15 protein-coding genes, 1 pseudogene and 1 riboswitch are annotated in these 14,574 nt (G+C 26.3%); of the genes and pseudogenes, 12 read left to right on the plus strand and 4 right to left on the minus strand.

All coding sequences use genetic code 11. The features are described from left to right. Positions 1–101 precede the first annotated feature (101 nt). Positions 102–308, plus strand: a riboswitch (cobalamin riboswitch). 112 nt (positions 309–420) lie between these two features. The 4 genes from Q0Y03_RS10505 to Q0Y03_RS10520 all read left to right on the plus strand — a co-directional run bounded on the left by Q0Y03_RS10505 (position 421) and on the right by Q0Y03_RS10520 (position 3,817). Then, positions 421–1,437 carry an ABC transporter substrate-binding protein gene (locus tag Q0Y03_RS10505; RefSeq protein ID WP_297713777.1) on the plus strand — a complete coding sequence of 339 codons (1,017 nt, stop codon included), beginning with the start codon at positions 421–423 and terminating at the stop codon, positions 1,435–1,437. Then, entirely contained in the window at positions 1,427–2,488 is a 1,062-nt protein-coding gene (locus Q0Y03_RS10510) for an iron ABC transporter permease (RefSeq protein WP_297713778.1), read from the plus strand. Before Q0Y03_RS10505 ends, Q0Y03_RS10510 begins: the two co-directional genes overlap by 11 nt. Then, the gene (locus Q0Y03_RS10515) at positions 2,488–3,243 is read left to right on the plus strand and encodes a heme ABC transporter ATP-binding protein (RefSeq protein WP_297713779.1); all 756 of its coding nucleotides are present in this window, start codon (positions 2,488–2,490) and stop codon (positions 3,241–3,243) included. Before Q0Y03_RS10510 ends, Q0Y03_RS10515 begins: the two co-directional genes overlap by 1 nt. Before the next feature lie 139 nt (positions 3,244–3,382). Then, positions 3,383–3,817 carry a nucleotidyltransferase domain-containing protein gene (locus tag Q0Y03_RS10520; RefSeq protein ID WP_297713780.1) on the plus strand — a complete coding sequence of 145 codons (435 nt, stop codon included), beginning with the start codon at positions 3,383–3,385 and terminating at the stop codon, positions 3,815–3,817. A gap of 75 nt (positions 3,818–3,892) precedes the next feature. Here Q0Y03_RS10520 and Q0Y03_RS10525 read toward each other — a convergent pair whose 3' ends face one another. Beyond that, positions 3,893–4,558 (minus strand): TIGR04100 family radical SAM protein, encoded by a 666-nt coding sequence (locus Q0Y03_RS10525; protein ID WP_297713781.1) that lies wholly within the window; start codon positions 4,556–4,558, stop codon positions 3,893–3,895. Between the two features lie 19 nt (positions 4,559–4,577). Further along, positions 4,578–5,408, minus strand: coding sequence for a pyridoxamine kinase (locus Q0Y03_RS10530; protein WP_297713782.1), 831 nt, complete (start codon positions 5,406–5,408; stop codon positions 4,578–4,580). A 247-nt stretch (positions 5,409–5,655) separates the two neighbouring features. Between Q0Y03_RS10530 and Q0Y03_RS10535 the strand changes: the two genes are divergently transcribed. The 6 genes and pseudogenes from Q0Y03_RS10535 (at position 5,656) to Q0Y03_RS10555 (ending at position 8,183) form a co-directional block, all read left to right on the plus strand. Further along, positions 5,656–5,811: a hypothetical protein gene (locus tag Q0Y03_RS10535; protein WP_297713783.1), complete on the plus strand. Its 156-nt coding sequence runs from the start codon at positions 5,656–5,658 to the stop codon at positions 5,809–5,811. An 8-nt stretch (positions 5,812–5,819) separates the two neighbouring features. After that, positions 5,820–6,065: pseudogene (locus Q0Y03_RS10540) on the plus strand (hypothetical protein); the annotation flags it as partial. After that, complete coding sequence (locus tag Q0Y03_RS15570; protein WP_363318738.1) at positions 6,028–6,225, plus strand: hypothetical protein; 198 nt, start codon at positions 6,028–6,030, stop codon at positions 6,223–6,225. The pseudogene Q0Y03_RS10540 and the gene Q0Y03_RS15570, both read left to right, overlap by 38 nt. A gap of 79 nt (positions 6,226–6,304) precedes the next feature. Next, the gene (locus tag Q0Y03_RS10545) at positions 6,305–6,769 is read left to right on the plus strand and encodes a GNAT family N-acetyltransferase (RefSeq protein WP_297713784.1); all 465 of its coding nucleotides are present in this window, start codon (positions 6,305–6,307) and stop codon (positions 6,767–6,769) included. Between the two features lie 199 nt (positions 6,770–6,968). Beyond that, complete coding sequence (locus Q0Y03_RS10550; protein ID WP_297713785.1) at positions 6,969–7,901, plus strand: M28 family peptidase; 933 nt, start codon at positions 6,969–6,971, stop codon at positions 7,899–7,901. A gap of 78 nt (positions 7,902–7,979) precedes the next feature. Beyond that, a complete protein-coding gene (locus Q0Y03_RS10555; protein WP_297713786.1) occupies positions 7,980–8,183 on the plus strand; it encodes a cysteine-rich CWC family protein in 204 nt (67 codons plus the stop codon). 141 nt (positions 8,184–8,324) lie between these two features. Here Q0Y03_RS10555 and Q0Y03_RS10560 read toward each other — a convergent pair whose 3' ends face one another. Then, positions 8,325–10,367, minus strand: coding sequence for a hypothetical protein (locus Q0Y03_RS10560; RefSeq protein ID WP_297713787.1), 2,043 nt, complete (start codon positions 10,365–10,367; stop codon positions 8,325–8,327). Positions 10,368–10,679: 312 nt separating this feature from the next. Between Q0Y03_RS10560 and Q0Y03_RS10565 the strand changes: the two genes are divergently transcribed. Beyond that, the gene (locus Q0Y03_RS10565) at positions 10,680–11,345 is read left to right on the plus strand and encodes an HAD family phosphatase (RefSeq protein WP_297713788.1); all 666 of its coding nucleotides are present in this window, start codon (positions 10,680–10,682) and stop codon (positions 11,343–11,345) included. A gap of 16 nt (positions 11,346–11,361) precedes the next feature. Here the strand turns inward: Q0Y03_RS10565 and Q0Y03_RS10570 are convergent, their stop codons facing one another. Next, positions 11,362–12,096: an AraC family transcriptional regulator gene (locus Q0Y03_RS10570; RefSeq protein WP_297713789.1), complete on the minus strand. Its 735-nt coding sequence runs from the start codon at positions 12,094–12,096 to the stop codon at positions 11,362–11,364. A gap of 219 nt (positions 12,097–12,315) precedes the next feature. Here Q0Y03_RS10570 and Q0Y03_RS10575 point away from each other — a divergent pair, with 219 nt between their 5' ends. Continuing rightward, on the plus strand, positions 12,316–14,352 hold the full coding sequence (locus Q0Y03_RS10575) for an NEAT domain-containing protein (RefSeq protein WP_297713790.1): 2,037 nt from the start codon (positions 12,316–12,318) through the stop codon (positions 14,350–14,352). The last annotated feature ends 222 nt before the right edge of the window (positions 14,353–14,574 follow it).

A 14,574-nucleotide genomic window follows, 5' to 3' on the forward strand; every position in this document is an offset into this window, starting at 1 on the left:
TTAAGTTGTAAAATTATAGTATTCCTAAATACTATAATTTTACAGTTAGATATAGACAAATGTAATATATTTAGATATACTTATTTAGTTGTTAAATATAACGATAATAAAATAATATTGGTTAAAAATACATATATAGTAATATCTATTTTTATTAAAAAGGAAGTTAGGTGAAAGTCCTACACAGTGCCGCTACTGTATTTAGGGAATGTTATTTCAAAGTAATCCATTGAGCATATATGCTTGAGAAGGAGAAATAACGTGATGATCTATAAGTCAGGAGACTTGCCAATATTATAATATCGATACTCTTCGGTAAAAGAGTGATATTAATAAAAAATTAAATATCAAAGAACTAAGAGTATCCTTATATCTTTATATTAAAATGAACAAATATAAAATGATAAAGGGAGAACAAAGATGAAAAATTTCAAAAACGTAACAACAATTCTATTAAGCGCAATGCTTATCTTAGGTCTTGTTTCTTGTGGTACAAGCAATAAGGAATCAGTAAATGGTGGTTCTAATGTGCAAGCACAAGAAAATAATGACTTACATTATCCAGTAACTATAACAACTTATAATTATGCAAGGGAACCTGTTGAAATGACTTTTGATAAGGCACCAGAAAAGGTGGTAGCTATTTATCAAAATTCAATTGAAACTATGCTAGCATTAGGACTAGAGGATAGAATAGTTGCAGCTGCAGGGCTTGATCATGATGTGAAAGATGAATACAAAGAAGCTTTTAGTAAGGTAAATTATTTAGAAGAGTTTACTCCATCAAAAGAAGCAATAATAATGGAGAAACCTGATTTCATATTAGGATGGTATTCTTTATTTGATGATAAAAGATTAGGTGATATTGACTATTGGAATGAAAGTGGTGTAAATACTTATATCTCATTAAATAGTGGAGTAGCACAAGAAAGAACAATAGAAAATGAAATAAATGATATATTAAATTTAGGGAAGATTTTTAATGTGGAAGATAAGGCTCAGGCTATAGTGGATGAAATTACAGCAACTGTTAATGAAGTTTCTTCAAAAGTAAGTAATGAAGAAAAACAAAGTGCTATGGTAGTAGAATTTTTTGATGATGAAATATATACATATGGTTCTAAAACTTTAGCTGGAGATATGGTAACAAAATTAGGAGCAGAGGTTTTAAATCCTGAAGGTGGAAATATAGGAGCAGAAGATTTAATTAAGCTAAATCCAGATTGTATTTTTGTTTCTTATATGGATAGAGGAGATGAAAGTGTTCCGGTTGAAGAGGTAAATAAGATATTAGAAAATCCATCCTTTGCAAGCCTTTCAGCAGTTAAAAGCAAAAGAGTTTACGCTATACCATTAGGAGATATGTATTCTAGTGGAATAAGAACTATAGATGGTATAAACACTTTTGCAAATGGATTATATGGAAATGAAGAATAAAGTTTTAAAAGAAGTTCCTATTTATATAGGAACTTCTGTCATACTATTAATTATACTTTTTTTATCTATAGGTTTTGCTGTTACCATGGGATCTGTAGATATTAGTATAAAGGAAGTTTATGAAGTTATATTATATAAATTATTTAATATTGGGGATTTAACTATAGGAATAGGAGCCGTAGCAGATGTAGTTTGGCTAATAAGAATGCCGAGAATAGTATTAGCTATAGCAGTTGGAGCAGGATTATCAGTAGTTGGAATAGTAATGCAAGCAATAGTTAAAAATCCACTAGCTGATCCATATATATTAGGAGTTTCATCAGGTGCATCTTTAGGAGCAACACTTACAGTAGTATTAGGAATAGGAAGTGTATTTGGAAGTAATTCACTTGGTATAATGGGGTTTATTGGAGCTTTTGGAGTTTCTATATTAGTCTTAATGATATCTAATATAGGGGGAAGAAGTAACTCTATAAAGCTACTTTTGGCAGGAATGGCATTAAGCTCTGTTTGTAGTTCTTTTTCAAGTTTTTTAGTATATATATCAGATTATTCACAAAAGCTGAAAACTATAACTTTTTGGTTAATGGGCAGTTTAGCAGGAGCTAAATGGAGTGAAATAGTAATTATATTACCAGTTATAATTTTAGGAACAATATTTTTTATTACCCAATATAGGACATTAAATTTAATGTTATTAGGGGATGAAGTATCAATTACATTAGGTACAGATTTGCATAAATTTAGAATTATATATCTAGTAATAACCTCACTTATGATAGGGTTATTGGTTTATGTATCAGGAATGATAGGGTTTGTTGGACTTATAATACCTCATATAGTTAGAATTATTTTTGGAACCGATCATAAAAAAATAATTCCAATAACAGCTTTGTTGGGATCAATAATTTTAATATGGGCAGATGTTATTTCTAGAGTTTTGATAAGGGGTACAGAAATACCTATTGGAATAGTTATATCAATAATAGGAGCACCGTTATTTGTATGGCTTATGATTAAAAAGAATTATGGATTTGGTGGTAATAAGTAATGAATATAAAAGCTGAAAATATAAATATTACTTTAGAAAAAAATAATATATTAAAAGGTATAAATATAGAGGTAGATAATAAGGAAGTTGTAGGAATAATAGGACCTAATGGAAGTGGAAAATCAACTTTGCTGAAATGTATATATATGGTATTAAAGCCCAATGATGGAGCAATACTGTTAGATAATGTAGATATAAAAGATATGACAGTAAAAGAAAGCTCAAAAAGATTGGCTGTATTATCTCAGCATAATAATTATAATTTTGATTTTACTGTTAAAGATATTGTTTTAATGGGAAGATCCCCTCATAAAAAGTTTATGGAAAGAGATAATAAAGAGGATTATGATATTGTAAATGAAGCTTTAAAAAAAGTTGATATGTTTGAGTTTAAGGATAGATCTTTTCAAAGTTTATCAGGTGGTGAACAACAAAGAGTAATACTTGCAAGAGCTTTAGCGCAACAGCCACAATGTTTAATATTGGATGAGCCAACAAATCACTTAGATATAAAATATCAATTACAACTTATGAGAATAGTTAAGGGGTTAGGTATTGAGGTTATTGCAGCAATTCATGATTTGAATATTGCAGCTATGTATTGTGATAAAATATATGTTTTGAAGGACGGAGAAATTATTAAGAATGGTAAGCCAAAGGATGTATTAACGCAGGAACTTATAAAAGATGTTTATGAAGTTGATTCAGAAGTTATTGTAAATGAAGAGAGGGTTCATATTTCTTATATCTGTTAGATGAAGGGGATTTTCTATAGTTAAAATTTATATAATGTATAGCAAATATGAAAGGGTATTAGTAAGTAAAATTATTTATAAAGTAATGAATGTAGTATATAATATAAATAATTAAGTAGAGTTAAAGGGTGGTAATTTTATGTTTCTAGATAGATCTATTGAAGATGCTAAGAGTAAAGATGAAATTTTAGATATTATTAATAGTTTTGATTTTAAAAATATTTTTTTTAGGAGAGATATTAAAAATATAATTATATTTGGAAGTTTGTATAATGGAAACTTTACAGTAGAATCAGATGTAGATATAGCTATAATAAGAAAAAATAAACTAAGCTTTACAGAAGAACTAGAAATAACTACTGAATTAGAAGATATACTAGGAAGAAGTGTAGATATAATAGATATAAATGATGATAATATTAATAATGTTATTAAATTTGATGCATTAAATAGTAAACTTATAATAAATAATGATGAATTACTAGAAGAATCAAGAATTTATTATGATAGACTTTATAAAGAAAATGAAGAGTTTTGGTATTTTTTAGACAAGGCGGTATTAGGCGATGAATAAGGAAAGATTAAATAGCTAAATAATAAGCTATATCTAAAATCAAATTTTAAATTTAGATATAGCTTGTTTTATATTTTATTCAAAAGGTCTAACTCTTAATGTTATTCCTAAATCATCACATACTTTTTGACTTGCTTCAATGGCATCTTTACCAATACAATCTACAACGGTGAATACAACATTAGGAATATAAGACTTACATGATACAGCAAATTTCTTCATAGCATTATAAGATTCAATTCCAAACTTGTTTTTAGTTATTTTATAAAACTCTTCAGCTGTTGGTGCATTAAGGCTTATAGAAATTGTATCAATTAAACCATTTAGTAGAGGAGATATCTCCCTTTTATTAATTAAATCCCCTAAGCCATTAGTATTAATTCTAATTGGAATTTTTGAGTTTCTTTCTTTTATATATTTAGAAACTTCAATTATGGCATCTAATCTTTCAGTTGGTTCTCCAAATCCGCAGAATATAATTTCATCATAAAGATTAATATCTATAGATTCAAACTCACTAATTACTTCATTAACTGTTGGTTCTCTTTCTAACCATAGGCTATTGGATTCAAGCATTTTTTTAGTTTGTCTCAAACAAAATACACATGCACATGCACATGGACAACGATTAGTCAAATTTACATATATATTTTTCTTTATACCCTTAGATTCCATTTCTTTAATTGTTATATTTTTTAAATTTATAAAATTCCCCTTATCACTAGTATATAAAATAACCATATTACCCCATCCTTTTATATTATTTTAATTCAGTTAAGAATTCCTCAAAACAAACGCCATAGCTACCAGGTAAATTCAAATTAGTAGTAAATTTTAATGATTTACTAATGAAATCTGTTGCTTTTTTTACTGAATCTGCAAAATCTTCGCCTTTAACAAGACTAGCAGATACAATAGAAGAGAAAACATCACCAGTTCCAGAACGATCTTCTCCAATTTTTTTAACTTGTATAACTTTATAAGGTTTATTACTTTCAAAAATAAAATTTTCTATAGCATCTTGTCTTTGTAAGCCAGTAATTACTATTTTGCTTGGACCCTGAAGAGATAATCTTTCACATAATAAATATAATTCTTCATGTGTTGGAGTATCAGAAGGGTAAGATAAATCTAATAATCTACAAACTTCAGTAAGGTTAGGTGTTAATACATCTGCATATTTAATTAAATTTTGCATTTCTTTACACATTTCATCTGTGTAAGTAGAATAAAGCTTTCCATAGTCACCCATGACTGGATCTATTAAAACTATATTATTTTCAGTTTTAAATTTTTCTAAAAATTCTACTACTATTTTAATTTGTTCTTTAGAACCTAAAAAACCTGTACATATTCCATCAAAGTTTAATCCAAGGATTTCCCAATTATTTATATATTCTTTCATTTTAGGCGTATAATCTTCAAAAAAGAAATTATTAAATCCAGTATGGTTTGAAAGTATAGCTGTTGGTATAAAACAACATTGAACTTTAAGTGCTGAAATAATAGGTAATGAAACGGCTATGGAGCATCTACCGAACCCTGTTATATCATTTATAAGAGCTATTTTTTTCTGATTAAATCCCATCATTCTTTTCACATCCTTTAAATACTAATTATAAAAGAAGAATTTTGGAAAAGCAATTTTAGAAGATTTGTAACGATACAATATTTGAGTTGTAAATATATAAAAGAACTTAATGGTAAAATTAAACTTAATTATGCGGAGATATACAAATAATTATAACAATTTGAAAATTATGGTACAATGAAATATATAATTTATGAGATAATTGTTATAGTAAAAAATTAAATGGATAATAAATAGGAGATAACTTATGAAATTAGCAGTAAATGCTTACAGTGCAGAGGAATTAGTGCATCGACCTTTTTATTGTGCAATTGTAGATGAAGCTGATTCAATACTAATAGATGAAGCAAGAATTTACTTAGTTGTGGAAAGCTTTATGATAATAAGAATTTTAATTTATTAAGGTTATTAAATAGCACCTTATATGCAGAAGTGATGCTTAAAAGGGATATAGATTATATTGTAAAAAATGAGAATATTGAAATGATCGATGAATTTACAGGGCGTATTTCAAGGAATAGGCATTGGGCTGATGGAATTCAGGCAGCTTTAGAAGTTAAAGAGAATTTAGAGGTTCAATGTACAAGTAAAATCCTATCACAAATAACTTTACAGCATTTTGTTAAATGGACAGCCAATTCTTATAGGTACAAGTAATGTTAAAGAATCAACTTATCTAGCTAAAAAACTAATAGATGTAGGAATAAGATGTCAGGTGTTGAATGCTGTAAATGATGAACTAGAAGCTAAAGTTATAGAAAAAGCAGGTGTATTAGGAGCAGTAACTAGAGTTTTCAATAAGGGCTTATTTATATAAGATATCTAGAAAAAATATTGTATAGATAGTATTTAGTTCAATTAATTAGATAAGTTGGAATTTATGGAGGAGATAAGAAATGATTATTAGAAGGTATGAAATATCAGATTGCAAGTATGTAGCAGAATTATTTTATAACACAGTACATTTCATTAACTCAAAGGATTATACAGAAGAACAATTAAATGTATGGGCAACGGGGAGTATAGATTTAGAGCAGTGGAACCAATCTTTGATGTCAAATTTTTCACTTGTTGCAGTTGAAGATGAACTTATAGTTGGTTTTGGTGATATAGATAGAACAGGATATCTAGATAGGCTATATGTTCATAAGGACTATCAAAATAAAGGAATTGCTACTGAAATTTGTGATAAGTTGGAATGCATTTTGAATGTAGATAAAATAATTACTCATGCTTCAATTACAGCAAGACCATTTTTTGAGAAAAGAGGATATAAAGTTATTAAGAAACAGAGTGTAGAAAGAAGTGGGGTTTTGTTACAAAATTATGTTATGGAGAAACAAATAAGTTGGAAAAGTTAATATAAAATTGGTTGTTGTACCAAAGATATGTAAATAATAATTTAGAGTGGTAAACTTAAAATTTATGGTTCATATTATTAGGAAATTATATATGAGCTATGAATAAATAACTTATATTTATATAGAGTTCAACATATATATTTATTTGTAATATTAAATTAATAGGGGAGATGATTAAAATAAAAAAATAAATTTTCTATTGATACTGATAAGTGTATTTTTATTATGTAGTTGTAATGATAACAATATAGAAAAAAGTGAAAATAATGGTGTAAGCGATAAGACTATTAAAGAAGAAAGTCTGGAGGAAAAGTTTACAGTTGGAGAAGTAGTTGAATATTTATGTTCAGAAGAAATCGAAGATAGAGAATATAATAAAGAAGGAAATCAAAAGGCAGCTGAATATATTGATGAGTTGTATAAAGAATTAGATTTAGAATTTGTTTTTGGTAAATCGTATTTAGATAATTTTTTATATTATGATATAAATCTTAGTAATGTTGTTGGTAAGATTAGTGGAAAGGATAATAGTACTGCTATTATTTTAACAGCTCACTTTGATGCTTGGTTTAATGGAGCTGTTGATAATGCATCAGGTGTTTCTACTGTTCTTGAAATAGCTAAATTATTAAAAGATACATCGAAAAAAGAATCTCTTAATTATGATGTTATTTTCCTAATGACTAATGGAGAAATGGCTCTTTTTTCAGGTAGTAGAAAGTTTGTAACAAAGCTTGAACAGCTACAATATAAAAGTGTTTTTAATATAAATATTGACTGTGTTGGAATGAAAGATTCATATAATTCTAATCCTTTAGGTTTAAAAAATTTAAGTAGAATTAGTGAGTCACAAATATTATATTCAGGGATTAAAGAGATTTTTAATGATAATAATATAGATTTTGTTGATGATTATCCTACTGAAAAAGCTAAAATGGCTTTTGAGCAAAATATGGGAGTAAGTGATTATTTTGCATTTGAGGAAAATGGTTATGCAAATATTCATATATGTCAACAGGGTATTTCAGAGTTTATTTTAAATGAAAAAGATACTCCAGAATTAATAGATTATGAAAAAATAGAGAAGCTCGCCGATGTATTATCCCGTTATATAAAAAATGTAACATTATAATGTATTAAATTTTACTACTTAAGTCTAATATGTTATATTTGATTCAAAATAAAATAAGTTAGAAAGGAGATAGGTGTGATGGAGGTTAATAAAAGTATTTGCCCTATTTGTGGAAAAACTAATAACTGTGCCTATGAAAAAGGATTATCACATGGAAGCTGTTGGTGTGAGAAAATTGAAGTTCCTAAAGAATTAAGAGATCAAATACCAGAAAATTTACGAGGAAAAGCTTGTATTTGTAAAGAATGTGTAATGAGTTATAAAAGAAGAAGCAATAAATAAAAAGAGAATATTTAAAATAAAGTGTATCCTATAGGGTAGACATGATAAAAAAGTTTACTCTATAGGATTTTTCTATTTATTTTAGATATAAAAATTGTTTTTTATAAATTTACATTATTCTTATATGATAATTAATATATATTATATTCCTATAGTTTCTTTAAATTTTGAAACAATATCTATTAATTTAGTCTTTGTTTTAGATTTATAGTAAGTAGGATTTGTAATAATCTCTACAGGGATAGGTGATTTTTTCTTACCTGATAATCTATCATTTATATTCTTTAAATAATGATTTACAAATCTAAGATTTGAATTAAGTTTAGATAATTTTTTGAAATATTTTTTTGCATTAACTAAATCATTTGTATAATAAAAACTAATTGCATATTTAGTTAAAAAATCTTCATTATCAAGTAGCATACTACCTGCAATAGTGTTGACACTTTTATTTAAATAATAAAGAGCTTCTTCATAATTTTCTGTCTTAGTTAGTAATAAAGCTAAACTGCAAATAGAGTAATAATCATCCTTCTTAAAGGAAAGGACCAGCTTAAAGTTTGTAATTGCAGCATCATAAGAATTATTATCTGAATAATATTGACCAAATAATTTATATAGTTCAAAATCTTTATTATATAAGCTTAAGGCTTGATTTAAGTAATATTCTGCATCCTTTGATCCACCATAAACTAAATCATAAGCCATAGAACGAAGGTCTATATACTCTTCTAATATATTAGAATCAATATCTTTTAGAGAATCATAGCTTAATGTTCCACCAAAAGATAATCTATCAAATAAATAATCAATTTTTAAAGTAGGATAAATTGCTATTAGTTCATCATGCCTAGATAGCCAATTAAATTTATTATTTAAGAATGTAAAAATATTTTTAGGAATATTTTTATTATTAGTTATAAATTCTATAATATTTTGTTCTACTAAATAAAATAGTATTTCATTTGAGGCTATAGGTAAAGAAAATAATTCTTTCCAGCTTTCCTCGTTTATCCTAAGCGAAAAATCGTTATAGATTTCTTTTAGTTTACTCATAAATGGTTCAATATATGGATTAAGATATTTTTTATAAATTGGAATTGTTAATGGTAAAGATACTGAATTATTAGAAAGTTTATTCTTAATAGTATCTAGTTCAGCTCTTATTGAAATATCCCAAGGTCTTAATTTAATTATTAAAGTATATAAATCTTTAGCTTTTTGTAGATCATATGAATGATGATAACAGTGAGCTAAATCCATAATACGATCTAAATCAATTGTATTTTTCAATTTTTTTATATATTTTTCAAGATAGTATATTGCATTTGAAAATTGGTTACTTTTTGCTAGTAAATGTCCAAAGTTTGAAAGACAAAACATGTCATTAGGGTTTATACTAATGGCTTCTCTAAAGTAATTTAAAGCCATAAGATTATCATTTTTAGTAATATAATAATTTCCTAATAGTTTTAATAGGTCTAAATCTTTTGTATATATAGCATAGGCAGCAAATAAACAGCTTTTATCAGTATCTTCTTCATTAGAATTAAGGGATAAATAAGCCTTTTCTCTAAGAGCGAGATATTCATCTAATTGATCAGTATCAATATTAGATAAATAGTTATAAGTTAAAGGTAATGGATTATTTATCTCATTTATTATAAAATCAACAATTTCATTTGAAATATTAGATTTTAATTCGCTGATTCTATTTGTCCAATTAAATCTAGAATTTAATAAAGTATAAATATTTAAAGGAAGATATTTATGTATATATATATACTTAATAAGTTCAATTTCTAAGTTTTCATTAATAGAAGGGTTATTTAAAATAGGTAGTGTTAATAAATTAATCCATGAATCCTTAGAAAATCTAAGACTAGGATTATTATATATTTCATTTACTTTGTCAATAAATTTATCTATTGAATCTATAGAGGTATTATCTATAGATGAGTTTATTAAAGCTGATAAAATATCGAAATTAGAATTATGCAATAAAGTCATATTTAGATCTCCAATGGATGCAGTAGCTAAAGAAATAGCTTTATTATATGCTAACTCTAATTCCTCAGCATCTTTATTATTTTCGGCTATAGAATTACTTAATTCAACATAAGCCTCATTAATTTTATCAATATTTCTAGTTGGTGTTATTCTTAAAACAGTCCAGCAACTCATATGGTTAAATTACCCTCCTATTCATCAAATTTTTATTCAATTTATCTCTTACTATAAGAAAATAGAAGAAATATAAAAAGTATTGTATATACATATTTTATATTAAATAGAAAATAATGTAAAAATAATTAATAACAAATATTATTACATTATTTTCAAAATAAATAGACTTAAATGTAAATAATAGAAGAAAATAAGAAAAAATTAAATAAAATAGTGAAAAAATATAAATTTAAGTTATTATATAATTAGTATAAATTATTAATAAAAATTTTAAATTATAAATAGTAGGGATAAGGTGACAGTAGTTATATGACTTTGGAGATTGATAAAATAAAAGCTATAATATTCGATATGGATGGAGTAATATTTGATACTGAAATGATATATTTAAAAGTATGGTCAGATGTTTTTGAAAAGTATGGATATAAAATGACAAAGGAAATATATTCATTAGTATTAGGCACTGGTCGTGAAAATGTTAAAAAAGTATTTGTGAGTCATTTTGGAAGTAATTTACCAATAGATGATATGTACATAGAAAAGGATGATAATTTAGCTAAAGAAATAGAGAAAGGCGTTCCTTTAAAATTAGGAGTATATGAAATTTTAGAATACTTAAAAGAAAATGATTTTAAAATTGCCTTAGCAACATCAGCTATTTCAAAAAGGGCATTTAAACAACTAAAGCAAGCTAATATTGAAAACTTTTTTAATGCTGTAGTATGTAAGGATGAAGTTAAGAAAACTAAACCAAATCCTGATATATTTTTAAAAGCTGCAGATAAGTTAATGGTAAAGCCAGAACAATGCATTGTAATTGAAGATTCAAGTGCAGGGATAGAGGCGGCATTTAACGCTGGTATGATACCTATTCATGTTGTTGACTTGAAAGAAGCTGATGAAAATATTTTAAGTAAATCTTATAAAAGTTTTAATAATTTAAATGAAATAAGAGGGGAATTAATAAAATGCTAATAAGAAAATTATCTTATTAGCATTTTATATTTTTATTTAAGTATTCATCTCTAAATTCTAATGGAGTTTTTGATGTTATTTTTTTAAATACAGTACTAAAATAGCTTTGATTATTATAGCCCACAGAAAGTGAAACATCAAGTAAAGAGATATTAGGATTTTTTAATAGTTCTTTACTTTTTTCTATTTTATAGTTGTTTAAATAGTTTATAAATGTAGATCCAACTTCTTTTTTAAATACACTACAAAAATAACATTTATTTACGTTTAATTCTTTGCAAATATCATCTATTGAGATTTCGTGAGCATAGTTTTTTTCAATATATTTAATAGCATGATTTACAAAAGGAGAATTAATCATGTTTGGTTTATTATTACAAATATGATTATCGATAATATAAGAATGTAATTTAATAATATTTTCTAATCCATCCTCTGTGAGTATATTAATAAAATTAAAATTATTATAATCCTCAGTGAGTTTATATGGTCCTATTAATAGATACATTTTATTATTGTCATAATGATTAAAGCTAATGCAAGTAAAGGATATATCTTGATTTATATTAAATGAAAAAGTGTTTGATGAAAAATTTATTTTTTTTATTTGTTCTATAGCTTTAGAAGTATAAAATGAATTATCGATTTTGGAGTCATGATTATGGGCAAATATAGTTTCAAACTTATAATTTAAAACTAGTATTGGAACAGCAAGGCAATTAAAGAAATTAGTTAATATATTTGAAATCATTAATTTGAGCATCCTTCCCTTAAATTTTATTCTAAATTTATTAAATATAAAAATATTGTTAAAAAAATTGTAAATATAGTTAAAATATATGTTTAAAATATATGATATTATTTTAATAGTAAATGAGAATCAATATCACTAATTATGAAAGAAAATTATTAATATGTCAATTAAAAGGAAAAAATAAATTTTAGAAATACATTTAGGGGGAATAGGATTATGGTAAGAAAGAAGCTTTGTAAGATATTAGCTGCATTAATGGTGTCAACAATTGTATTAGGAACTAATGTACAAGCGGTAGGAGCAACAACAGTTGATGCTATTGCTAGTCCATCAATAGATAACTCAGGGAACGAAGATGCCAATCAAGGTAGTAATTTAGTTAATGGAACATATACAGTTAAAAATGAAACTCAATATGTTGAACCAGGAAACACTACAGGTGAATCTATGGCTAGAAAAGCATTAAAAGAAGATACTATTATTAAAATTGAAGAAGATAAAATAACTATGACATTACAATTTGATGATCAGTTATATCCAATGATGAAAGATATTAAAGTAAGTTTAGATGGGGTTGATTTAAATGGAGTTAATGATACAACAAATAAATCAATTACTTTTGAAGTGCCATCTGTTGATGCTAAAGTACAAGTAGATATGACTGTAATAGCCATGGGAAAAGAAGTGACTTTCTTTGTAACAAATGATACTAGCACAATTCCTACTGAAGATAATTCAGTAGAAGATAATGAAAATCAAGAAAATGTTTTAGCTGATGGCGTATATAAAATAACAAATAAGACATTAAAATCAGGATTAGATACTAATAGTTCAATAAGAAATTATATAGCTAAAGATTCGATTGTAACAGTTAAAGACGGAAAAATTACTGTAACTATGAAATATAATGAAGCTGGATTAGAAACTGTACGATCAACAAACTCAATCAAAATAAATGGACAAGAAGTTTCATTTGTAAAAAATGAGGATGGATCAATAAGCTTTGATATTGAATCAATGAATACATTATACACAAGAATTAGTGTTAATCTAACATACTATAATGAAGGTCTTCCAGAATTTATGTTCCCAGGAAAATTACACACAGTTGATGTTGATTTATTACATGAGGGAGAATTAACTGAATATACAGGGGATGGTTCCTCTAATGATTCAGGAAACGGTGAAGAAGAACAAGTAAAGCCTGATAATAATGGTGAAAATGGCGATGGTGAACAAATACCTGGAAATCCAGAAAATAATGGTGGTAATACTGGAAATGAAGATTCAAATAATGGAGTAACTGAAGAACAAGGCACTAAGGTTTATACAGGAAAAAATAATGTAACTCATGAGAGTGAGACTGGGCTTAGTATGGCAAGGAAAGCTTTAGAAGAGACATTAAAGGTTGAAGAAGTAAATGGAAATAAATATGTTACATTAGCATTTACATCTATGGGATCAACAATGATGAGTAATCATACAGTATATGTTAATGGAGCAAAAGTAGATGCAACTAAATCAGTAGATGGTGATATTGTTAGTTTAAGATTTGCTGTTGGAGGCTTAGAAGATTCAATAAAGGTTTCAGCTTATGTTACTATGATGGGAAGAAATGTAGATTTCGGAGTTGATATATTAGAAGATACATTAACATTAGTTACAGATGGAACAACTAATAATGGTGGAACAACTGGAGGTACTACAGGAGGAACAACATCTGGATCAAACAACAATGGTAGTACAAGCACTGAAAACACAACTACTAATAAAGAGGAAACTAAAGTAACAAAAGGTAAGTTATACTCAATTCAAAATAGTGTAACTCATGAGAGTGAAACTGGAAAATCAATGGCTAGAAAATATTTAAATTCTACTTCAAAAGTTGAAGAAATAGATGGTAAATACTATGTTACTTTAACTTTCACTGGAGCTGAGTTTATGCAAAATCATGAGATTTATGTAAATGGTAAAAAAGTTGCTATAACTAAGAATACAAGTGGGGATACAACAAATGTTAGATTTGTAGTTTCAAGCTTAAGCGACAGTATAAAAGTTAAAACTTATGTAGTACCAATGTCTAGAGAAGTTGAATTTGGTGTTACATTATTAGAAGATACTTTAACATTCATTAAAGAATATACAGTAGATACATTACCACAAACTGGTGCACCTATTGCTTCAACAGCAGTTGCAGGTTTAGGAATGCTTTTAACATCTGCAGGAGCTGTTTTAGCAAAGAAAAGAAAGTAATATAAAGTACTAATAAAATTATATGAGGGGGTAAATAAAATAGGAAAGCTATTTATTTGCCTCCTAATTTAGGTTTAAGAATTGATAGTGTAAAGTTTCGTATGAAAAAATAGCCTATGGCTAATTTTTAATAATAATTAAAAAATAACGTTGTAATATCAACTAAAATTTAAAAATTGGATATGACAAAAAGACCTTCGGTATCGGAGGCAAAAATAAAAT

This window comes from Clostridium sp. (assembly GCF_026168755.1).
Classification (GTDB): Bacteria; Bacillota; Clostridia; order Clostridiales; family Clostridiaceae; genus Clostridium.